This is a genomic window from Thalassobacillus sp. CUG 92003 (genome assembly GCF_013618635.1).
Lineage (GTDB): Bacteria > Bacillota > Bacilli > Bacillales > Halobacillaceae > CUG-92003.
This window is the reverse complement of the sequence record NZ_JABLSJ010000012.1, coordinates 49,763-72,543: the sequence shown is the minus strand read 5'-3', so window position 1 is coordinate 72,543 and position 22,781 is coordinate 49,763. Positions and strand designations below refer to the sequence as shown.

The window sequence follows — 22,781 nt, the reverse complement described above, 5'->3', positions numbered from 1 at the left end:
ATAACCAGACTTCACTCATTTCTCATTAAGAATCTCTTGCTGGTTTTTATCCATAAATGATCTTTCCGAAACATTGTTATCTTGTTATAACAGGTAAATAGTTTCCTCCGCAAATTCTCCCCCCTTCCTAATTATTAGACGAAAATGACATCACATGGTTCCCTATTGTTAAAAATTGAAGGGTTAAGGGAACCCATTGGATTTAGAATTAAAAAAGTGGAAGTGGTCTTAACAGCGGTGAACATTGGAAAACAGAGGAGCATATCTATGAATACTTCTCTTGTTTTAATCTATTTTCTCAACACCAATCATTAACAAAATTGATTGGCCATTACTTGCTTGGAGGAATTTTTCATAAAATTTTACAAAAACGGCGGAGCACAGATTAAGGAAGAACGAGCATTGTAAATGGAGTGACAAGCATAACACTTTGATAATGCCAGCGCCTTTAATTCTATGACAATATGTTCAAGGAATAATTTGAATCCAATATGTATCACAATTATGAAAAGGTTTGTCTAACTTTTACAAAATTGTAATTATTGAAATAACTTGTAATTTATGAGAACATTATGTCAAATTATTTGGAAAGGGTGGAAGATTATGAGAAAAATTGGTTTCCTTTTAATAATGTGTCTTGCTTTAATAGTTATTGTCACGCCATCGGCATCTGTTAAGGCTTATACAAGCTCGTGGCAAGACGTAGAGGGTTATTCAAATTGTGAAGTAAGAGTTTGGACAGATGCACAAAATTATTATGAAGGTGCAACTTCTATTAATGCTTATGCTGAATCAAATAATTGCCCAAAATTATACTATGACATGTATGTAATGGATGGCACTACTGATGCTATTAGTGATATCAAGCCAGGTTACTTTTCATATAGAACTCCAACTAAATATTTTAATATTACATCAAATTATCCTTATGACGTTTATATAGGAGTCAATTTATATGATAGTCCATCTCATAATAATTTAGTTGATGTTTATAGAAGTGAGCCTTTATTTGTCCATTAATTTGAGTAGGAGAATTAAATAGTGAAATCCAACATAGTTTTGGCAAGAAAGCTGCGGACATTAGAAATTTTGATGCTCAAGAAATAATTAACTTGTGTAATAAAACGATTGCTATTCAAACTTCTCTCAATGATTCAGATAACAATCTAATATTGCTAATGGCTTTAAAGTCACCATGCGTATTTCTTCTAGTAGATTTTCTGATAATTTATTATTTACTACTCAAGTAATAAATACAATGATTTTCTCCAATAATACTCAATCACCTTATTGTTGGAGTTATATATATTACTAGAGATGTTTTAGTTAATGCAGCTCATATTAGAAGGTTGCAGGAAGCCATTAATAATATTAATTGTCAGGGGATTGCCTTGTGTATTGACAATCTTGACGAATCTTCAGCTAACTATGTAAGATGAGGAATTTTATACGGACGACCTAGAAACATATATTGACTCAATATTTGATTTGTAGAAAGTTCTACCAGCCAACTGGAGGACACAGATTGAGCGTTAACACGCTTAGTTTGTGTCCTTTTTTATTGGAGAGAAGGGACAATAATCATGAAATATACAATTAAATTTGTCATTAGTAAATACCGACGTGATTTAAAAAAGTCACCACCGAAACAAGTTGAGAAGAGCCAATACGCAAAGCTACTTTTTGATGAAGGAGCTGGATGGCATGGACAAAAAGCAGATTGAAGCAGCATTGCGCGATTATAATTGGATGATTAATGAAATCAAACGACAGCGTGAATTGTTAGAAGATGCCGGGACTAATCTTGTGGCTCAATCAGGCGTTGAAGCTACACTTCCTAAGCCCCAGGGAGAAACGAGTGATCCAGTAGCACGCGAGGTTGTCAGGCGGGATAAAAAACATGGTTGGGTAAGTCGGCTAGAAAAGAAAGTGTCCTACATTCAGCAACGTATGCCTATTATCCAAAATGAGCGTGAGGTGGCTGTGCTGGAATGTTTGCTTGATGGAATGAGTATGACTGCTGTCAGCAATCATATGGGGCTTTCACGTCGTCACGTTTACACGCTGAAAGATTCAATCGTAGAAAAAATATCAACAGAACAGCAACAAAGAAATTGAGTACGTATGTTCTCTCTGTAATCATACTAATTAACTGGTATAATATTCCTGTGAAAGATTTGGGAGATATTAGGGGGAGGGCATGTTGCGTTTTAAAACGTTATTAATAGAATCACAATATATAAATGTCCTGGGGCAATATTCGTCCTATGTTGATGGAACGGTCATAGTAGAGCCAGATGAGCAAATAGCAAGGTCTATGTTGGATGACTATAAGACAAAGGGGATTAATCAAATCACCATATATAAACATTCTTCAGGTAAAAAGCAACTGGAATTTTTCAAAGGTCCGTTTGTAATGAAAGAACAGTTTGGGTTGCTTGTTTTTCAGAAAATCAGATAGTGACTCACAGAATTCACATTTTGCACACTTTGCTCAAATAATGACAGTCGGTTGAGGGTGCAGATAAAATGGATGGCAGGACGGGCAGGCAGAGATTCCTGGTCATTAAATTTATTTGGTAGGCACCCTTGCGGGTGTCTTTTTAAGCAGGAAATAACTTCCTTTTGTCGAAATAGACAGGGGAGGGGGTGAAGATATGTCAGATGATAAAAAGAAACGTACGGCAGCAGTGCGAGCAGAAGGTAATAGTCGAATAGAAGCAGTTGATTCTTACTTTGAAGGTTATGATGATGCGGCAAGTGCTGATGATGAGTCCACGATTTCCTTAGGTCGAAATACGTTTATTGGTAAAAGAGATCGAGAGGAACTTGAAGGACTAGAAGAACGATTAATTGAAGAGATAAGAAAGATTTCACAAGAAGCTAAAGATGGTAAAGACGAAAAAAGAATGTCTGTGTTAATACAGACTCTTTCTCAAATTGGCTCAGGAACTTTTTTAGGTTATTTAAAGTCTCAAGGTTTTATAGAGTAATTTTCTAGCATCCCATTACGGGGTGCTTTTTTATTGATTTAAGCTATTAGCACAAGGGGGAAGGTGTTATGTGATGGGGAAAATGACAGAGAAACAGAAGCGCTTTTGCGAAGAGTATTTAATAGATTTAAACGCTACTCAAGCTGCTATAAGAGCCAGATATAGTAAAAAGACGGCTAGGCAGACGGCGAACGAAAACCTAACAAAACCTTACATCAAGGAATACATCGACCAGCGCCTCGAAGAAATCCAAAATGAAAAGATTGCTGACCAACAGGAAGTGCTTCAATATTATACGAGTGTCTTACGTAGCGAGGAATTAGAAGAGCATGCCTTCACGGTCACAGATAAAGAATTTGATGAAGATGGTGGCATGTCGATGAGCGAACGCATTGAAACGATCAAGCTTGAGCCAAAGATTCGAGATCGTAACAAAGCAGCTGAAATGATTGGAAAACGATATGCCATGTGGACCGATAAACAGCAAGTGGAAAATATAACACCGACATTCGTTGAGGATGTCCCCGATGAAGACTGAACAACCGAGAATCTCCATCAAGAACGTCATCGGTAGGGGATATAATCGATTCTGGAATAATAAACAGTTTTACCGAGTCGTAAAAGGCTCTCGTGGTAGTAAGAAGTCGAAGAATACCGCGCTTAATTTTATCCACCGCATCATGAAGTATCCTTGGGCGAATCTATTAGTTGTCAGGCGTTATTCCAATACCAACAAACAATCCACATATACTGATCTGAAATGGGCGGCCTCCCAATTGGGGGTCGCTCATTTATTTAAGTTTAACGAGTCACTGCCGGAGATCACTTACAAACCTACAGGTCAGAAAATATTGTTCAGAGGTTTGGATGATGAGCTGAAAATCACATCAATAACTGTGGATGTTGGTATTTTATGTTGGGCATGGTTTGAGGAAGCTTACCAGATTGAAACAGAAGACAAGTTTCGAACGGTCGTGGAATCGATTCGTGGTTCGTACGATGATCCTGAATTCTTCAAACAGATTACTGTTACCTTCAACCCATGGTCTGAGCGCCATTGGCTAAAGAAGGTCTTCTTTGATGAAGAGACACGAGAGCAAGACACTTTTGCGATTACGACGACATTCAGAGTCAATGAATGGCTGGATGATGTTGATAGGCAGCGATATTTGGATTTGTATCGTACGAATCCGAGGCGTGCTCGTATCGTTGCAGATGGTGAGTGGGGGGTTGCAGAGGGACTGGTCTTTGAGAACTTCGAAGTGAAACATTTTAACATTCACCAGAAGATCAAAGAGATTCAGGAAATGGCTCACGGCATGGACTTTGGTTTCACCAATGATCCGACCACAGAAGTGAGTTCGGTTGTAGATTTAGAGAATAAAGAGTTATGGATCTACGATGAGCATTATGAAAAAGCCATGCTGACGAAAGATATTTATGACATGTTAGTCGAAAAAGGATTGAAAGAAACGCCAATCACTGCTGATTCAGCTGAAAGACGGTTGATTCAGGAGTTAATCAATAAAGGGGTTAGACGCATGAGGGCATCAGTCAAAGGGTCTGGCAGCATCAATCAGGGGATCTTGTTCATACAAGGATTTAAGATTTACATTCATCCTCGGTGTGAGCATACGATTGAGGAATTTAACACGTACACTTTTGACCAGGACAAAGAGGGTAAGTGGCTGAACACACCCGTTGATGCAAATAACCACATCATTGATGCACTTCGGTACAGTCTTGAGCAATATCATCTGGGAGTTGAGAAGAAAAAAGATACGTACAAAGCAATTAAAAGTATTGGACTATAGGAGGTGGTTCTTTGTCTGCTACAAGCGATTTTGAAAGAGCAATCAACGGTACTACAAATATTAAGCGCAGGTTCAGTACGGAAGCGAATATTCAATACACATACGAATCATTAGATGAGCTATTGAACAACACTTCAGACCTGTCGGCCATGATTAAGCATCATATTGAACACCAGCAACCAAGACTGAAAGAGTTAGATGATTATTACCAGGGCAACAACACAACGGTGTCGGTTATGAAGCGTCGTAAAGAAGATGATAAAGCAGACCATAGGGCGAGGCACAATTACGCCAAATATGTATCGAATTTCATGCAGGGCTTTCTGGTCGGTGTGCCAATCGTCATGAGCCATCCAGATGATGCGGCTCAGAAGCGAATCGATGAAGTGAATAAAACAATTGAGAGTGATGCTCTAAACGCTGATTTGATTTTAGACTTATCAATTTACGGGCGAGCGTATGAGCTTGTACATCGAAATCAAGCGGACCAAACGATGGTTTACTTATCTTCGCCGTTAGAAACGTTTTTGATTTATGATAATACAATTGAAAAGAATATCGTCGCAGGTGTGAGGTACATTACTGTCGGCTATGGGAACGACAAAAAAGTGAAGGTTATGCTGTATACGCCGAATAAAATCCACACGTACTACACATCCAATTTTGGTGACTATAATCTCACGTTTGATCATACATCGGATCATCCGTTTGGTGGTGTTCCTCTTAACGAACATTCCAATAACAGATTCAGGCAAGGGGATTTTGAGAACGTCCTGGATCTCATTGATTTATATGATGCTGCTCAATCCGATACGGCCAATTACATGACCGATTTAAACGATGCGATGCTGAAAATTATCGGGAACGTTGAGTTGTCTTCCGAAGAAGCTAAGGAAATGAAAAAAAGTAATATTATTTTATTAAAACCGGAACAAAATGCTGAAGGCAAAGAGGGTAATGTAGAAGCAGAATATATTTACAAGCAATATGATGTGTCTGGTGTAGAGTCTTATAAAACGAGATTACAAACGGACATCCACAAATTCACGAATACGCCTGATATGACAGACGAAAATTTCAGTGGCCAGCAAACAGGTGAAGCCATGAAGTATAAACTTTTTGGGCTGGAGCAGATACGCATTAATAAAGAACGCCTGTTTAAGCGATCGTTAAATCGCAGATACCAGCTGATCGGAGAGGTCATGAGTCTGGCTAGTGAAGCTAAAAGGGAAGAGTTTGCTGGTATTACCTATAAATTCACACCTAACCTTCCCCGCTCGACGAAGGATGCCATTGAAATGTTCAACAATCTGGGTGGAGAGCTTTCTCAGAAGACCAAACTTAAAATCATACCAATGGTGGTTGAAGATCCTGAAGAAGAAGACAAGCTCATTGAAGAAGAACGTAATAAACAGCGCCAGGCCTCAAATTACATGGAGAATTGAGGTGGTTAGATGGCTGAGGGCAAAAACTATTGGGTTGAACGTGAAAAAGACAATATGAAACGTGAAGAAATGAAGGACCAGGAAGTTACTGAACGATTGAAGCGCATTATAAACCAATCTCTAAAAGAAGCAGAAAAAGAAATTTACGCGTTCTATGCGAAATACGCTGATAAGAATGAAATAAGCCCTGCCGAAGCTAAAAAGCGCGTATCCGAAATGGATATTCAGGCATTTGAAGAGACAGCTGCAAGGTACGTAGAGGAAAAGAATTTTAGCGAAAAAGCCAATCGTGAGCTGATGACCTATAACACAAAAATGAAGGTCAGCAGGCAAGAGCTCCTCATGATGAATTTGAATATGATACTCGTTGTTATGGCTGATAAACAGATTAATACGTTCCAAGGTTATTTAGAGCAGGCAGGAATAGGTGAAGTGAAAAGACAAGCAGGTATTCTTGGAGCGAATCTAAGTATATCGCAGGAATCGCTCCTCTCCATTGTGGGAGCTTCTTTTTATGGTGCAACATGGTCCAGCAGGATTTGGAACGACATGGAGGCTCTAAGAAATGAACTCGAGGGCGTGATTAATCGTTCTATTACGCGTGGTGTGCATCCCGACAGATCCGTAAGTAAAGTGAGAGAGCGTTTTGGTGTGACAACGTTTGAAGCCAGGCGATTACTCATTACCGAGACGGCTCGTGTTCAAGCTGAAGCACAAAAATTATCTTATAATGCTCTGGTAGAGGATGATGACGATGATAAAGAATATGAGTTTGTAGCAAAGATGGATCATAAAACATCTGAAACCTGTGAAACGCTGGATGGTAAACGGTTCAGGGTTATAAACATGGTGCCGGGTGTCAATGCGCCACCCATGCATGCTTTCTGCCGGTCCTCTACTATGTTGGTTTTGGGAGAATGGCGAGAGCAATTTTTCGCTGATCGGGAAAAAGAATATATCTTGTGAGGAGAGCTAAAATGGACGAACAAGGTAAGTACTTAGAGTCAATTGACCGTTCTTTGCGTGGCATCTGGTTAGAACTGAGACGAATGAATGGTGAGAAACATACTCAAACGAAGGAAGGCTCTCCTGTGATAGGGAAACCGCCAGATAATAAGACATTCAAGTGAATTTGTCTTTGAGCACCAGACGTTAAACAGGCTTAATACAACTATACTGGACGGGCTTTAAACAATAACTAAATCGTTGGATAAGCGTAAGCACTATACGGGCCGTAATGGACTGGATGGGGCTTATTTTTTATGCAACGAAACGTTATTCGATAAAGACTGGCCGGGATAAGGAGAATGGACATGAATGATGAAAACATTGACCTAAACCTCGATTTTTTCAGCAAAGATAAACCAGAAAAAAAGGTATTACCTTTAAACCTGCAATTCTTTGCTGAAGAAGATGACAAGGACGATAAAGACATCGACAAAGATGATGACAAGGATACTGATCAGGATTCAGACAAAGACACTGATAAGGACCCTGATGAAGATTCCACTTTCACGAAGTCAGATGTCGATTCCGCTATCAGTAAAGCAGTGGATAAAGCGCTAAAAAATCAAGCTGCAAAATTGGAGAAGGAAAAACAGCAAGCAGTAGAAGATGCCAAAAAGGATGCCAAAGCTTATGCCAAGATGACGAAGGCTGAGCAGGAAGAGGCTGATTACCAGAAACGCCTGAAGGACCTGGATGATCGCGAGAGACAGTTAAATCTCAAGCAACTCCGGACAGAAGTGGAAGGGGACTTGAGAGATGAGGGACTACCCACGGAATTCGCTGAGTCTCTTATCTCACTTGAAGACAACGAGAAAATCAAAGAGTCCATCACCAGCATTAAGAAGACATTTGATGAAGCCGTGAATAATGCAGTGAAAGAAAAGTTGAGACAAGACCCGCCTGAAGGAAGCCAATCCTTTAAAGATAAAAAAGGGGCAGGCCATAAATCACGTGCTGAGATGGCCAAAAAAGCACGGATTATTTAACGAGGAGGAATTTTGAATGAAAGCACAAGTAAAACCATTGGAATTAAATCTACAATTCTTTGCTGAACAAACATACGACCCAGACAACGTCATGGTGAGTGATTCTAAAACGGGAACGATTCCGAAGTCTCAAGGGACCCTTATCATGGATGACGTCATGCAAAACTCTAAGATTATGCAGCTTGGTGTTTACGAGGAAATGGATAAACAGGAGAAAGAATTCGACTACTTTGCTGAAGGACCTGGCGCTTATTGGGTAAACGAGTCTGAGAGAATCCAGACGTCCAAGGCCAAATGGTTGAAAGTAACCATGACAGCCAAAAAGCTTGGTGTCATTCTTCCTGTGTCTCGTGAGTTTCTTCAATACAGTGTCTCGGATTTCTTTGAGCAAATGCGTCCTAAAGTGAGCGAAGCCTTCTATAAGAAGTTTGATGAAGCTGGAATCTTAAACGTAAGTAACCCATTCTCTCAATCTATTGAACAATCAACTGTAGCTGCAGGACATGTGGTTGAAGGAGATATTACAGGCGACAACATTCTAACCCTTGAAGATCAATTGCTTGAGGATGACTTTGAAGCTAATGCGTTTATCTCTAAGAATCAAAATGCTACAGCCCTTCGTCAGGCAACCATCGGAGAAGGAGAATTGAAACAGCCCATCTATGATCGGGCCAACAATCGAATCGACGGGCTTCCTGCCGTAAATCTTAAGTCTTCTAACCTGCCGAAAGGTACGCTTTATACGGGCGACTTTGACCATCTCCATTACGGTATTCCGTTCGATATCTCATATAAGATTGCAGAAGAAGGGACCATTTCCACTATTACGGATCAGGATGGCAACCCTATTAATCTATTCGAACGTGAAATGGTCGCGCTGCGTGCCACGATGGATGTAGCGGTGATGATCGTTAAGGATGACGCTTTCGCTAAGCTAATGCCAGCTCCAGAAGCTTAAAACGGAAAGGATGAATCAACATGACATATCGAGTCGTCAGAGCATTTAGAGATAAAGAGAACGGCAATTACACGTATAACAAAGGTGATATTTTCCCAGTAAGTGGGGAAGTGCCTGCAGAACGCGTTGAGTATCTTCTGAGCCCTGAAAATAACCTGGGGGAGCCGGTGATTGAAAAAATAAACAAGGCGACTGACTTCGGAGGAACAGAACCTCAAGTGCCGGAAAAGGAAGAGGTTCCAGAAGCTTCTGATGAAAAAGAAGGACTATTCCCTAAACATACTGGCGGACCATGGTATGAACTTTCCAATGGAGAGAAGATTCAAGGGAAAGACGAAGCCATTCAAGCAGAAAAAGAATTGGCGTGATGAGATGGCAGCAAGGATAAAAGACAACGTCAAAACAATGGTAGGCGTTCAAGATGATCTGCAAGATGCAGTCATTGACATTATCATCAAGAATATTGAATCACGAGTGAAAATATGGCTGAAACAACACGCCAGTTTAGATTCAATCCCAGAGGATTTAAACTTCATTATTGAAGAAATGGCCATTAACAGGTTCAACCGTATTGGCAGTGAGGGGATGACGTCAGAGGCTGTAGAGGGCCATTCGGTATCGTTCTCTGAAGATGATTTAACACCTTATCTATCGATTTTAAAAACGTATATCCCCACGACCGAAACATCGGGGAAGGTGATGTTCTTTTGATGCGATATTCAGACCGCGTCACCTTATACCAAACAGGCCCGAGGCAATATAACCCCGAGAGAGGTCAAACAGAATTTACTGTTCATGAGGAGGTCACTCTCCCATGTAATCAGTCACCGATGAGCTTAGAAAGAGTGCAAACGATGTTTGGGTCAACAGAAAGGAAAGTAACCACCATTAGACTGCAGCGTCCATTCCAAGGGAAAGCGGACAAGGCTGCTATTAATGGGAATAAATTTAACGTTCTCCGACATGTACCACACAGGTCCGAGAGTGTTTTTTATTTGGAAGGTGTAAGCGAATGGAGTTAGACGGACTAGATGCTCTATTAGCACAGCTGGAACGCATGGATGAAGACATTGAGGAGGACGTTGGTAAAGTAGTCAAAAACAATACGATTGAAATGACGGGGGAAACGCTTGAAAATGAACGATCTCGTTTTATAAAGGGATACTGGACCGGTCACACGGCTCGAAATACCAAAACACAAAAGCTTGATAACCTCCATTACCGAACACTGGTAGATTCGGAGTATGGGGGTTACTTAAACTTTGGAACACGCTATATGGAGGCGACCTGGTTTTTACGTGATGCCTTCTACAAGCAGCGTGACCAAATGCTTGCGGACCTTGACCGGTTAGTAAAGTAGGTGAAATGAATGGAGTCGCCGGAAATCCAATTATTCAATGCCGTATTTGCTGTTTCAACCAACCTTAGTTATACAACAATTGACTATTCACCGGTTGATGATGAGAGTTTGGCCTATCCCTTTGTACATGTCGGAGAGACCAATAGTGTAGATGTTATAAACAATAAAGATGTCATCACAGGCAGACTCAGGCAAACGGTGCATGTGTGGGGGCAAGCGCATGATCGCGCGTTATTTTCTGATATGCTCTTCCAGTTGAAAACGGGGTTGAGACGGTTAAGGCGCCTGGAAAATTATCGATTGGAACTCATAGATCTCAATTCAAACCAAATGTTTGATAACACGACACATGAGACTTCGATCCATGGAACTATAGAAGTCGAATACAAACTATCATAGGAGGGAAATCCATGCCTGAAATTGCAAAAGGGGTACAAAAGGTTTTGTACTTTCGTAAGTTGGGCGAAGCATCTGAAGGGGCGAAGCTCGTCTTTCAAACAGAACACTCTAAATCGTATTCCCGGGAACGGGAGAAGACGGAAACGAAAGATGGAGCAGTCTCTGGCCAATCAACATTAGAAAATGAAGTGAGTATATCAGCACTTCAGTCAGTGGAAGATCCGACCTTCAAGTTATTGGAGGATTCAATCGTTGATGACTTTCCCATGGAGATGTGGGAAGTCGATTTGGCTACCAAGACTGAGGATGACAGTGGATCGGAGACCGTATTCAAATTTGACGCAGAATATCGTCAGGGTTACATCACAGAATGGGAGCCTACAAGTCCTGCCGAAGGAGATGCAGCAGTTGAAGGGACTTTCATAACAGAAGGCAAGCGTCAAAAAGGACAAGTCACACTCCCTGATGGGGACCTGCAAACATTATCTTATGTATTCCATGATCTTCTATCAGAGGATCCAGCAGACGATGGACTAGCACCAGAGGAACCGTCTGTGTAAGAGAGGGCAAATTGCTCTCTCTTTTTTTAATCAAATGACTAAAAAGGTGGATTAATTTATGCATATCAACTTTAACGGAAGAGAAATTGAGCTTGTTTTCGGGCTGCGTACCTTAACAGAGATTGATCGCGAACTAGGATTTGAGATAGAAGGGGCCAGCCTGGGAGAAGGGCTAGAAATGCTTATTCCTAAACTTCGTTCGGGAAACATTGTCGGCATTTCTAAAATTGTTAAGGCGGCCACCTCCCACGATAAAAAATCACCAAAAACCTTTGAAGAACTTGAAACTGTACTGGATGACATTGCAGAGAATGACGGATTTGAAGCCTTTGGCGAACAAGTCATTGATGAACTGGGGAAGCGACCTATGACCCGAAGTCTACTGCCCGAAAACGAGGAAGAGAAGAAGGGTCAAACGGAAGCCAAGACCGAGATCGGGACGGTTTAACGTACAACGAAATCGTGATTTATGCCCTTAGGAAGCTGGGCATGGAACGTTTGCTAGATGTGGAAATGATGACGCTGACAGAATTTCATTACAAACGCTATGCCCAAGCTTATAAAGAAATCGATGAAGAGTATCGGATTCACAAAAACGCATTTTTAATCCGAAATGCAAAAGCGACGAAAAACACCGGTACTGATAAGAATCCGAAAGAAGAATTTGTCTTCAAAGAGTTTAAGGATTTCTTTAACTACGAGGAAGCACTTGAATCAATTGATCAAGACTTCACCGAGAAGAAAGAAGAGGTGGCCGCCTCCAAGTTGTCACCTGCTGAATTAGCATTACGTCATAACAGAAGGTGAAAGGGGTGAGAGGATGGCGGAGTATTCAATTGAAGCGGAGTTAAAGGCTAACGTCGGGAAATATAGAAAAGCGATTCAATCAGCTAAACGCGTAACAGAGAACTTTAAAAAGGAATCAGATAGTGTCAGAGATACGGAGTTGGATGCTGATACAAAGCCTTTAAAGCGAAATCTAAAGAAAGCAAGGCAGATGATGAATCTGTTTGCCCGGAAAAAAGTCAAAGCTGAAATGGAAGCTGATGCCGACACCTCCGAAGCCAAACGTAAACTCGGCCTCTTACAAGCTGTTAAGACAGCACTGAATAAGAAAATCGTGATCCCGGTAGAAGCCAGGATTAACAAGTTTCAAAAAACGATGGGACGAATCGCTAACTCGATTCAGTCCTTTAATACAATAGCCGGTAATACGTTTCGCGGACTTGGAATTATGGTGTCATCTAGTTTGGTCCCGATTATTGCTTCGTTGGTTCCGGCTATTATGGCGGTTGGTAATGCGCTAGCTGTTGTTGGTTCAGGTGCGGTCGCCATGGCTGCAGCGTTCGGAATCGCCGGTAGTGCAGCTATTGCGTATGGTGCAGCTGCCGCGCCAACGATTAAATCTATTATTGATGGCACAGCTGAGTCTACTAAAGAGAATGTAAAAGCTGCCAAACAGCTTAATTCATTAAAAGATGCATGGAAGAAAGTCCAAGAAGCGATTGCTCCTCAAGTGGCTGTAGCCTTTGGCAATGCCATGGCTGGTCTGGAATCTGTCATTGAATCGTTGACCCCGATGTTCCAGAACACTGCCGATACGGTGGCTAAGCTTTCTAAGAGATTCAAGACATTTTTTGAATCCTCCTCAGCCCAAAGCTTCTTCGATTATTTGAATGGAAACGCATCTCCAATTCTCGAAAAAATCGTAAATGGTATCACGGGTTTTATAGAGGGACTGATGAATCTTACGGTCGCCTTTGCTCCTTTGACTGACTTTATGGCCAAGGGCTTTGCAGAGATGGGAGATGCTTTTGCCTCCTTTACCGAGAAGGTAGCCGGTTCAACAGAGCTTCAGCAGTTCATCAAATACATTAAAGATAACCTGCCCATCATAAGACAAATATTTGGTGATGTATTCAAAGGAATTATAAATCTATTTGCAGCTTTCAGCGATAATAGTGCCTTAATCTTTTCGTCATTATCCAGTATGGCTGCCAAGTTCAGAGAATGGTCATCTACCATAGCGAAATCGGATGGCTTCCAGCAGTTCATTCAATACGTACAAGAGAACGGACCGAAAGTCATTTCTCTAATCGGAAACGTTATTACGTTCATCGTCAATCTGGGAATTGCTTTAGCTCCACTAGGGTCAAAGGTCTTGGAGATTGCCAATAGCATAATCAGCTGGATGAATGCCATGTTAGAAAGCCACCCGGTTATCGGTAAAATTGTTGCGATTGCGACTGTTTTGGGCGGAGCCTTGATCGCTTTGATACCTAATATTGTAGCTATAGCCAGTTTGTTTAGTGGTTTGGGAACCAAATTGGTTGCCTTATTCACAAGAGTCAATGGCGTTCTGCCCATCATGACGAAATTGCGAACAGCGTTTCTGGCTATTACAGGTCCTGTTGGCATTGCTATTGCAGTAATCACTGGTTTGGTTGCGCTATTTGTGACCATGTACAATCGATTCGATTGGTTCCGTGAAATGGTCCATACCGTTTGGCAAGCTATCAAAACTGCTTTCCAGGTCGCGTTAGAATTTATCTCTAATTTAGTGAAAACAATCGTCAGCAATGTTGTAGCATTTGCAGGTAAACAGCTTGATAAGTTCAGAGCATTCTGGGACGAGAACGGTGCTCAGATTCAACGGTTAGTTAAGAAATACTTTACGGCAGCATGGACAACAATCAAATCTGTCATGCAGTTCATCAAAGGGCTGTTTCAAGCTGTTTGGCCTGTCATTTCGGGTGCGGTGAAACTCGCTTGGGGCATTATCAAGACCGTTATCGGAAGTGGCATAGACATTATCCTGGGATTGATAAAAGCTGGTATGTCTATCCTCGAAGGCGATTGGTCTGGCGCGTGGGAAGCTATCAAAGGCATAGCAGAAGACATCTGGCATAACATTGAAAATTTCTTCTCAGGCATCGACCTATTCCAAATCGGTCAGGACATCATTCAGGGGCTGATCGATGGTATTGGAAACATGTTCGGTTCCATTAGAGATATGGTGAGTAAGGCTGCCGATTTAGTACCTGATTGGCTAAAGAAGAAACTAGGGATCGCATCACCTTCTAAAGTAACTGCTAAACTAGGGGAGTTTACGGGTGAAGGGATGATAGTCGGTGTTAAGAAAACACTGCCGAAACTAGCTAAGCAAGCCAAGGCGATGGTTGACAATATCGTTCCAAAATCAAGAGATTTAGCATTTGAACCAGACTTCAAAGTTAAAACCTCTCAGATTACGTCAAGCCTGAGAAACTTAAAGCGGAATAGCGGTACAGAAGTGAAAAGTGCCGTAGATGCCGATGTTAAATTCAACGAACGGCAACCAGCGAATATTAACGTCAATCTAGGTTCTCGAGCATATAGAACGTTTGTAAGAGATATCACGGAGGAGCAAGAACGCGAACATGATTTAGAAGAAGAATTTGCTTAAGGAGGTACGCTAGTGTACGAATTCGTAGACTTTTCGGAAGTAGGTACTAGACGTACCTCTTCTTCCATTCAAACCATTTTCAACACTATGAATCTAGACGAATTGTTGACGGATCAATCTGGACGTTTTATTACATTAACGGTCGAAGGTCGAAGCAATATGACCAATCGTATCAACACCGTTGAGATTCCAGGACGAGACGGTTTATTAGAAGTAGAAGATAATACGTTAAGTGAGCGCGAGATTACCGTTAAATATCAGATCTCTGACGAAACGAATGAAGGATTTAGAGACCGTTGCAATCGTTTGAATGCCCTTCTTGAAGGGTCAGGAAAACGTTTGGAATTTTTGGATGAAGAAGCCCATTTTTATGGTACTTTATCGAGCAATAAGCTTCCGGATGAAAGCAGCAATATATTGATAGGGTCATTAACATTTTTGTGCTCTGACCCTACGAAGTATGGGCCAGAGAAAGAAGCTACATTCAGTCATGATGCCCTAATTTTGAACAACTCCGGGACTTCTTCTTCCCAACCAAGATTCGAAATAGACGTTCTGCAGGACATCACGCATTTTGATTTGGTGAAATCACTCGATCAGGATTTACAATTTATTCGTGTGGGACGTCCACCCTTAGAATCAGAAACTGAGTACGAACGAGAAACGCTTATTATGCATGATAACTGTTCTACGACCAATGGTTGGACAGAGGCTGGCGAAGTTGATAATGGCTATGTCGAGGGGGAGATCATTTCAGAAGGTGGACGATTTCAACCTGAAACAGTTGGAGAAGCGATTCAACCGTATGAATGGCAGGGTCCTTCAATTAAACGGTCAATTGGGAAACCATTAGACAGCTACAAGGCTGATTTTGAGGTCGAAATACAAAATGTAGACAAAGGAACCGGCATGATTGAAGCATACTTGTTAGATGCAGATAACAATACGGTTGCTAAAGTAGGAATTGAAGATATCTGGCGAACAGTGAATAAGAACCAAGCAAAATTTCAACTAGGCAATGTTGGAGAAGACCGGTTTCAGCATTATGTCGAAGCTGAGCATCCGTGGGGTTGGAATAATTTTAAAGGGTTATTACGAATTTGGAGCCATGATCACTATGAAAGTGGTAAACGACGAATCAGACCTTACTTTGCGCTTATCGAACCAGACGGGACTCACAATTGGGTTTCATCTGAATTTATTTATATCGGGCCTCAAGGGCTACATGACAACCCAATTACTCAAGTGCAGATTGCTTTTCGTGTGTGGGCTCCCACAAATCAGAAGGCAGACATGTTTATTGATGATATTAAAGTTTATGAAATAAACCCTCCTCCAAATGAAGGCATTGAGTATATCGCGCACGCTGGAGATAAAATATTAATCGATACGGCTAGGGAAGACATATTATTAAACGGCGAATCAATCCGAAAAGAAAGATCGTTCTGGTCTGAGTACTTTGAATTGGATCCAGGTCTTAATGAACTATACCAGTACCCTCAAAATGCTTTGGAAACAAAGGTTATTTATTCACCGTCATACAAGTAACGTGCAAATCTAATTTGATAAGGAAATATTCAGAGTCCATTAAGGGGCTCTTTTTATTTGAGGTGACATTGTGGCAAAGAAGAACCAAGAAAAGAGAATAGACCATGCTGCTCAAATTCACATATTAGAAATGAAGTCAGGAGAGGTTTTGGATGTCCTCTCCAATAAAAAAGAAAATTCATTTTGGGGAGATAGTCATGAGAGAGCTCTTAAAAACAACTCAGAAATCTTTCGTTTCAATACGCTGCCAAATGCGAGAGCAACAGCACACCTTCATAAGCGAAACCGTCTTTTGATTCCAGATGAGGACAATCGACTGAGGGAGTTTATTATTCGCAACGTTAAACAAAATCGTAAGGAAAGACAGGTGTACTCTGTAGCTTCTTTCACTGAATTGAAACGGGGCAAGCCTATCATGCGTGGTACTTATTCTGGTGCAACATTAAACTCAATGATGGATGAAGCCTTGCACGGCTCAAGATGGGAAAGAGGCTATACGGAATTTGCGGGAACTCAAGCGTTTGTAATAGATGAAGTTATCACTCCCTATGACTTGTTAAGGAAAATCGCATCGGAGTTTGATCGTGAACTCAAATTCTATATTGAAGTGGATGAAGCAAATAACATCACGGCCCGCAAAGTAGATGCCATCGAGAAAATGGAGGAATGGAGAGGCCGCGAAATATCATCCTGCAAAGACCTTATTAATGCAGAGTGGGAAGAAACTACGGTTGATGTCGCTACTGCTTTGTATGGTGTAGGTCCTGAGAAAGAAGATGGTACGCGCATCATTGTTGAGGTCGTAGATGAAGCAGCTCGACAAGTATGGGGCGTGGATGGAGAGCACCTCTGGGATATCCATGTCATTGAAACAGAGGATCAAGAGATGAGTGAAGAAGATGTAAGGCTCTATACCAAGCAGGAACTAAACAAACGAATTGCTGCAAAAGTACAATATAGAATCAGTGGCGCTGATCTTGAATATGTATTAGGGCGATCTCATCAGAAAATTCGCATTGGGGACAGGCTTTGGATTAAAGCGACTGAATATAACCCTGCTCTTTACCTGGATGCGAGAGTCATAAAAGTCGAAAGTCCAATTACCGATAGAAGTAAAAAGATTTATACGTTAGGCGAGTTTATCGAGTATTCTGAAGAAAGTATCGCTAAATTGCGAAAAGAGTTACGTAAACGTATTAATCAAAAATCGTCTTACTTTATCGACGACACGCCTCCCTTAGACAAGTCGCGTGTTTGGGTAGATATATCCGACCCCGACAATCCGAAATGGAAAGTTTGGTCACCCGAACAACTCGATTGGATTGAAGGACCGAACGGACCACAAGGACCGCAGGGGGTTCAAGGTCCACCAGGTGAAGATGGGGAAACGTATTACACATGGATTAAATACGCAGATGATGTAGATGGAAATGGCATGTCAGATGTCCCTACTGGCAAAGCGTATTTAGGTATCTCATATGAAAATACGTCACCTACTGAATCATCGGACCCTGCCGATTACGAATGGTCCAAAATTAAAGGTGATCAAGGCGTTGAAGGACCACCGGGCGAGGATGGCACAACGCATTATACGTGGATTAAATATGCGGATGCTGAAGATGGTACAGGTATTTCAGACGACCCCACGAATAAGCCTTATCTTGGTGTCTCTTATGACAACCTATCACAAACGGAATCGAGCGACCCTGCCGATTACACTTGGAGCAAGATTTTAGGACCAGAAGGACCACAAGGACCGCAAGGGTTGCAAGGCGAACAAGGTCCGAAAGGTAATCAAGGTATTCAGGGGGAACCGGGTAAGGATGGTGTATCAAGTTACACGCACATTGCCTATGCCAATAGTTCTGATGGCTCCGAAGGGTTTTCTGTAAGTGATTCGACAGGTAAAACACACATCGGTATGTATGTCGATTCTAATGCTACGGATTCATCCGACCCTGCCGATTATGCTTGGTCGAAAATCAAGGGTGCAAAAGGTGACCAAGGCATTCAAGGGCCAGAGGGTGAAGATGGTCAAACACCGTATTTTCACACTGCATGGGCTGATAGTGCCGATGGATATACAAACTTCTCGACAACGACTGCTGCAAATCGTGACTACATTGGCACGTACACCGATTTTACGCAGTCAGATTCCAATAATCCAGATGATTATAAATGGTCTAAAATTAAAGGCGAGAAGGGCGACACAGGAGACCAAGGCCCTGAAGGTCCTACTGGTCCTGAAGGCGACCAAGGGCCGCAGGGTCCGAAAGGTGAGTCAGCTCGTTTCGCTATCATGTTTGAAGATTCTTCGGAAATTAACAATTGGGATGCGGATTCAGGTAATTCAATTTCGGCTTCAAGTGATGCCTATTCATTCGGACGGGCAGCTCTAATCACCTCAAACAGTTCTACTGCTGCTTCGTCAGGGGATGGAAGCACAGTGCACCGTGTAATTCCTGAAGAATTAGCGTTACTTTTTGCGGAGAACAAAATAAAAATTAGCGCGTATATCAAGCAACCTTCGTCTAACGCGGCAGGCGAGGTGGGCTTTGCTTATTCAACGTATGACGTAGGCAATAGCGGTTGGAGTAAATTCACCCCGCCTGCTTCATGGGAAAAAGTATCCTTCGAATACGACGTTCCATCACCTGATGATGGTGAAACGGACTTTCTAATTGTTTGGGGTGACACGTCAGGCGGGGGCGGAAGTACCCTCGTTGATAATATTTCAATAGAAATCGTCGGACCTAAAGGTGATGAAGGTCCACAAGGTCCAGAGGGTCCTGAAGGTCCGCAAGGTATTCGTGGACCATCTGGTGAAGATGGAGAGCCACGTTATATTTGGATTAAATATGCTGACGATTCAAGCGGTAACGGTATGTCTGATACACCGACAGGCAAGAATTATATCGGTATCGCACACAATCGAACGTCATCTTCAGAATCAAGTGATCCTAATGATTATGAGTGGTCCAAATATGAAGGGCCAACTGGACCACAGGGGCCAGAAGGCGACAGAGGACCTCAAGGGGAACAAGGACCACAGGGGCCAAACATCGTAGATAGTACAACGGAAATCGAAGCTAACGTCATTACGTCAAATCACCTTAGTGTATCAAATTTATCGGCTATTTCATCTTCACTCGGTACAGTAACCGCAGGAAGCATCACCTCCAATACGTCAATTGATGTGAACACCGATGTTTATGTAGGTAGAAACATTTATATGGAAAAATCCGATGACGTTACAGGTATCGAGTTTGAAGATGGACAAGGTTCATTCGCAGGTAGAGTGATGAAGTCTCAAAATAAGTATGGATTAACATTACAGGCTTCCACGTCAGGACTAACTTTGGATGCTGATGTTATTTTCTTCGGTAGGAGTGGCGAAATACAATTCGAGGATGGCCATACATTTGCAAATGATATCACCGCAGAAGATGCAATCTTTAATAAGGTAACTACTGATACTTTTTATGCTCAATTTGTTAGGGTTACACAAGATGAAACAGGTCTGTGTGGCTTGGGCGCAACCAATCCGTTCGATAGCAGAGACAATAATATCGGAGGGTATTCAGTCCAGTTTCAGAACAAAAAGGACTATACACCTTCATCAATATCATTAAGCGAGAGAAGTGCTTATGCGGCAGACCCTTATGTCGCGGATATTACAAAAGCTGGTTTTTGGTTTTATATCAAAAATAGCCTTACCAGTAAAAATTATAAGTATTGGCGTGGTAATTATACCGCCTGAAAATGAGGTGATATTCTATGCTGAAATCGTTAGATGGATATGTAATCACGGTTGAGTGTCAAGAATGTGGAAATGATTATACAAGTGATTTATCAGGTAGAACGCTTGAATTTTTGGATGAATTTAAGGAATACGAAAACCTGATAACAAAATGTGAATGTGGAGAAAGAGAAGCGTTCAACATGAATTTTCCTATGGATGCTTTTAAAGATAAGCCCGATATAACGGAACGAGAGAGAACGCAACGAAAAAATATTCGTGCCTTGATTAAGAAAATTCGTGCTGACTATAAGTAGGATAACCGAACAAAAGAAGGGAGGTGTTACATTATGAGCAACGGAAGTGTTAAAGCGCAAAGTGTAATTGATGTTTATAAGCAGGAAGCATATAGACTTCAAGATGAAAACATCGTGCTTCAAGCGCAAAATAATGAATTGCAAAAAACTGTTGAAGAATTAGAAGGTAAGCTTATGAAGATGGAAAAAAACAAACCGCGAAAAGAAGTCACCAAGGAAGAGAAGAATCTGCCTTCAAAGTAGGTTCTTTTTTTTATGATCAATTTTAGGGAGGCTAATGATGGAAATGATTTTTAACTATGGAAAAGTAACGACAGCTGGAGGATCGTTTATATTCTCGTATTTGTTTGGAGGATGGACAGCAATGCTGGTAGCGCTTATAGCGTTTGTAACCTTTGATTATGTATCTGGTGTAGCTGCAGCTGCTTACCAGGATAAATTAAATGCTCGCGTTGGGTTCTGGGGCATCCCCAAAAAGGTAATGATCTTTGGTCTTGTGGCAATAGCGCATATCATTGATATGGTTTATTTGGATGTAGTAGGGGAGCCAATGGCGATTGGTGAATTTCAATTATCGATTATGGCAGCAACGATTCTATACTACATTGTAAACGAATCGATTAGCATCTTTGAAAATTTAGGGAAGTTAGGTGTACCTATCCCTAAGTCATTGAAAAAGGCTATTGCTATATTTGACGAAGACTATGATTCCAATAAAAACAAGGGGGCGTAATGATGGCAAAGTTATTAAAGCCAGCAGGTGAATGGAACGGAAAGCTTGTTGCCCTGGATGATGGCCATGGTATGAAGACGTCAGGAAAGCGCACGCCTTATGTTCCAGGGCTCGAAAGGCAAATCAAGGAGAATGAATTTAATCGAGCTGTAGTTAGTTTCTTGGCAGACATGCTGCTTGAACGAGGATTCAGGGTATTGTTCACAGCTCCAACCGATTATGACACGTCACTTAATGCACGTACTGATGCTGCAAATGAGCATGGGGCCGATATCTTTGTATCAGTCCATTTTAATGCCATGAGTTATGACTTTGATTACTCAAGTGCCAGTGGTATATCGGTTCACATCTACCCTGGTCATCGTAATAAAGCAGCTGGGAAACTGGCTGAGCTTGTCGGTGAAGAGTTACGAAAAGGGACTGATCAGGTATGGCGCGGTATCAAAGAAGATAATTTCCACGTGCTACGCGAATCCGGAATGCCTGCTATCTTAACCGAGAATGGGTTTATGGATGATAGGGAAGAAGCTTTGTTAATGCTTAAAGAGTCGTACCAAAAAGAGGTTGCGACCGAAACGTATGCTGGTATTTGTAAGTACTTTGGCATGAAATATGAGCAAGCCTCTAGCTCGAAGAAGCTTAAAGGCGCAACTCATTATAAAGACAAGGTGCTGTTGGTGCGCGGTGAATACGCCGATGAAGATAAAGGTTTATCTGTCTATAAAGGAAAAGTAGATCTGGATAACGATGAACAAAAGGACAAGCTATATGTTCGCAATGAGCATTCAGGATTTACAACGGTTAAAGGGTTGTGGCGTGTTGGTGACTATAAACTTTATGAAGTCGAGAATAGTCATGGCACGACCCGGTTTGTAACCGGCCATGATGAGTACACTTACTTTCAATCTAAGGAGGAGTACAATATGAGTAAAACAGGATTTAAAGATGTTCAGCTGGGTGACGATCTTCAGAAGGAGATTACTAAGGCGAAAGAATTGGGTATTACACGGGGAGTAGGTAACAATCGATTCAAACCTGAAGAGCCTATCACAAGAGCGGAAGCTGCTGCCTTTGCAGTGAGAGCTTATGAAGCTGTAAACAAATAAAAAAAGCGCCCCTCATAATCGGGGGGCTACAATATCGGAGGGTGATCACTCGTATTTGTTAAAGAATCGCGTTAATCTGAAATAACTTCTAAATGCCTACTAAGAATTTCCTGCAACGAGAAACACGAATTAAGAAGATTTCATGCCCTGATTGTAAGTGCTTTTTATGAAGCAAAACAGCAATGAATTTACATATTTTTGTATATTTTGCAGATAATTTTAAAAATGAAACAGGGAATATAATTTCATTTAAAATATCTAGGGTAAAAAAATTGAAGAAAATTTGGACTGAAATTGTACAATATGTAGTATCAAAAAGTTTATAGCACTCCACATATGCTAAAGAGTCAATAATAACAGACTATTGCCT

26 protein-coding genes are annotated in these 22,781 nt (G+C 41.4%); all 26 read left to right on the top strand.

Going from position 1 to position 22,781, the window contains the following annotated elements:
- The first annotated feature begins 603 nt into the window (after positions 1–603).
- The 26 genes from HOP45_RS16570 (at position 604) to HOP45_RS16445 (ending at position 22,411) form a co-directional block, all read left to right on the top strand.
- Positions 604–1,020, top strand: a complete 417-nt coding sequence (locus HOP45_RS16570; RefSeq protein ID WP_181350497.1) for a hypothetical protein — start codon at positions 604–606, stop codon at positions 1,018–1,020.
- Between the two features lie 563 nt (positions 1,021–1,583).
- Positions 1,584–1,724, top strand: coding sequence for a hypothetical protein (locus HOP45_RS16565; RefSeq protein ID WP_181350496.1), 141 nt, complete (start codon positions 1,584–1,586; stop codon positions 1,722–1,724).
- Positions 1,705–2,118 (top strand): LuxR C-terminal-related transcriptional regulator, encoded by a 414-nt coding sequence (locus HOP45_RS16560; RefSeq protein WP_181350495.1) that lies wholly within the window; start codon positions 1,705–1,707, stop codon positions 2,116–2,118. Before HOP45_RS16565 ends, HOP45_RS16560 begins: the two co-directional genes overlap by 20 nt.
- An 82-nt stretch (positions 2,119–2,200) precedes the next feature.
- Positions 2,201–2,461: a hypothetical protein gene (locus HOP45_RS16555; RefSeq protein WP_181350494.1), complete on the top strand. Its 261-nt coding sequence runs from the start codon at positions 2,201–2,203 to the stop codon at positions 2,459–2,461.
- 196 nt (positions 2,462–2,657) lie between these two features.
- Complete coding sequence (locus HOP45_RS16550) at positions 2,658–2,993, top strand: hypothetical protein (protein WP_181350493.1); 336 nt, start codon at positions 2,658–2,660, stop codon at positions 2,991–2,993.
- A 73-nt stretch (positions 2,994–3,066) separates the two neighbouring features.
- Positions 3,067–3,531, top strand: coding sequence for a terminase small subunit (locus HOP45_RS16545; protein ID WP_181350492.1), 465 nt, complete (start codon positions 3,067–3,069; stop codon positions 3,529–3,531).
- On the top strand, positions 3,521–4,807 hold the full coding sequence (locus HOP45_RS16540; RefSeq protein ID WP_181350491.1) for a PBSX family phage terminase large subunit: 1,287 nt from the start codon (positions 3,521–3,523) through the stop codon (positions 4,805–4,807). The genes HOP45_RS16545 and HOP45_RS16540 overlap by 11 nt, the downstream gene beginning before the upstream one ends.
- 11 nt (positions 4,808–4,818) lie before the next feature.
- Positions 4,819–6,252 carry a phage portal protein gene (locus tag HOP45_RS16535; protein WP_181350490.1) on the top strand — a complete coding sequence of 478 codons (1,434 nt, stop codon included), beginning with the start codon at positions 4,819–4,821 and terminating at the stop codon, positions 6,250–6,252.
- Positions 6,253–6,261: 9 nt separating this feature from the next.
- Positions 6,262–7,218: a minor capsid protein gene (locus HOP45_RS16530; RefSeq protein WP_181350489.1), complete on the top strand. Its 957-nt coding sequence runs from the start codon at positions 6,262–6,264 to the stop codon at positions 7,216–7,218.
- A gap of 11 nt (positions 7,219–7,229) precedes the next feature.
- On the top strand, positions 7,230–7,382 hold the full coding sequence (locus tag HOP45_RS16525) for a hypothetical protein (protein WP_181350488.1): 153 nt from the start codon (positions 7,230–7,232) through the stop codon (positions 7,380–7,382).
- Positions 7,383–7,565: 183 nt separating this feature from the next.
- Positions 7,566–8,246, top strand: coding sequence for a capsid assembly scaffolding protein Gp46 family protein (locus HOP45_RS16520; RefSeq protein WP_181350487.1), 681 nt, complete (start codon positions 7,566–7,568; stop codon positions 8,244–8,246).
- A 16-nt stretch (positions 8,247–8,262) separates the two neighbouring features.
- Positions 8,263–9,204, top strand: coding sequence for a phage major capsid protein (locus tag HOP45_RS16515; protein WP_181350486.1), 942 nt, complete (start codon positions 8,263–8,265; stop codon positions 9,202–9,204).
- A 20-nt stretch (positions 9,205–9,224) separates the two neighbouring features.
- Positions 9,225–9,572, top strand: coding sequence for a hypothetical protein (locus HOP45_RS16510; RefSeq protein ID WP_181350539.1), 348 nt, complete (start codon positions 9,225–9,227; stop codon positions 9,570–9,572).
- A gap of 4 nt (positions 9,573–9,576) precedes the next feature.
- A complete protein-coding gene (locus HOP45_RS16505) occupies positions 9,577–9,915 on the top strand; it encodes a phage head-tail connector protein (protein ID WP_181350485.1) in 339 nt (112 codons plus the stop codon).
- 301 nt (positions 9,916–10,216) lie between these two features.
- On the top strand, positions 10,217–10,564 hold the full coding sequence (locus tag HOP45_RS16500) for an HK97-gp10 family putative phage morphogenesis protein (protein WP_181350484.1): 348 nt from the start codon (positions 10,217–10,219) through the stop codon (positions 10,562–10,564).
- Positions 10,565–10,573: 9 nt separating this feature from the next.
- Positions 10,574–10,963 (top strand): hypothetical protein, encoded by a 390-nt coding sequence (locus HOP45_RS16495; protein WP_181350483.1) that lies wholly within the window; start codon positions 10,574–10,576, stop codon positions 10,961–10,963.
- Positions 10,964–10,974: 11 nt separating this feature from the next.
- Positions 10,975–11,523, top strand: a complete 549-nt coding sequence (locus HOP45_RS16490) for a phage major tail protein, TP901-1 family (protein WP_181350482.1) — start codon at positions 10,975–10,977, stop codon at positions 11,521–11,523.
- A 58-nt stretch (positions 11,524–11,581) separates the two neighbouring features.
- Positions 11,582–11,971, top strand: a complete 390-nt coding sequence (locus tag HOP45_RS16485) for a tail assembly chaperone (RefSeq protein WP_181350481.1) — start codon at positions 11,582–11,584, stop codon at positions 11,969–11,971.
- Positions 11,972–12,012: 41 nt separating this feature from the next.
- On the top strand, positions 12,013–12,330 hold the full coding sequence (locus tag HOP45_RS16480; RefSeq protein ID WP_181350480.1) for a hypothetical protein: 318 nt from the start codon (positions 12,013–12,015) through the stop codon (positions 12,328–12,330).
- A gap of 13 nt (positions 12,331–12,343) precedes the next feature.
- Entirely contained in the window at positions 12,344–14,968 is a 2,625-nt protein-coding gene (locus HOP45_RS16475) for a phage tail protein (protein ID WP_181350479.1), read from the top strand.
- Positions 14,969–14,980: 12 nt separating this feature from the next.
- Positions 14,981–16,516, top strand: a complete 1,536-nt coding sequence (locus HOP45_RS16470) for a distal tail protein Dit (protein WP_181350478.1) — start codon at positions 14,981–14,983, stop codon at positions 16,514–16,516.
- Between the two features lie 70 nt (positions 16,517–16,586).
- Positions 16,587–20,276: a phage tail spike protein gene (locus HOP45_RS16465; RefSeq protein WP_181350477.1), complete on the top strand. Its 3,690-nt coding sequence runs from the start codon at positions 16,587–16,589 to the stop codon at positions 20,274–20,276.
- A gap of 17 nt (positions 20,277–20,293) precedes the next feature.
- Positions 20,294–20,572, top strand: coding sequence for a hypothetical protein (locus HOP45_RS16460; protein WP_181350476.1), 279 nt, complete (start codon positions 20,294–20,296; stop codon positions 20,570–20,572).
- Between the two features lie 33 nt (positions 20,573–20,605).
- A complete protein-coding gene (locus HOP45_RS16455) occupies positions 20,606–20,815 on the top strand; it encodes a hypothetical protein (protein WP_181350475.1) in 210 nt (69 codons plus the stop codon).
- Between the two features lie 37 nt (positions 20,816–20,852).
- Positions 20,853–21,305, top strand: coding sequence for a phage holin family protein (locus tag HOP45_RS16450; RefSeq protein WP_181350474.1), 453 nt, complete (start codon positions 20,853–20,855; stop codon positions 21,303–21,305).
- 2 nt (positions 21,306–21,307) lie between these two features.
- On the top strand, positions 21,308–22,411 hold the full coding sequence (locus HOP45_RS16445; protein WP_181350473.1) for an N-acetylmuramoyl-L-alanine amidase: 1,104 nt from the start codon (positions 21,308–21,310) through the stop codon (positions 22,409–22,411).
- The last annotated feature ends 370 nt before the right edge of the window (positions 22,412–22,781 follow it).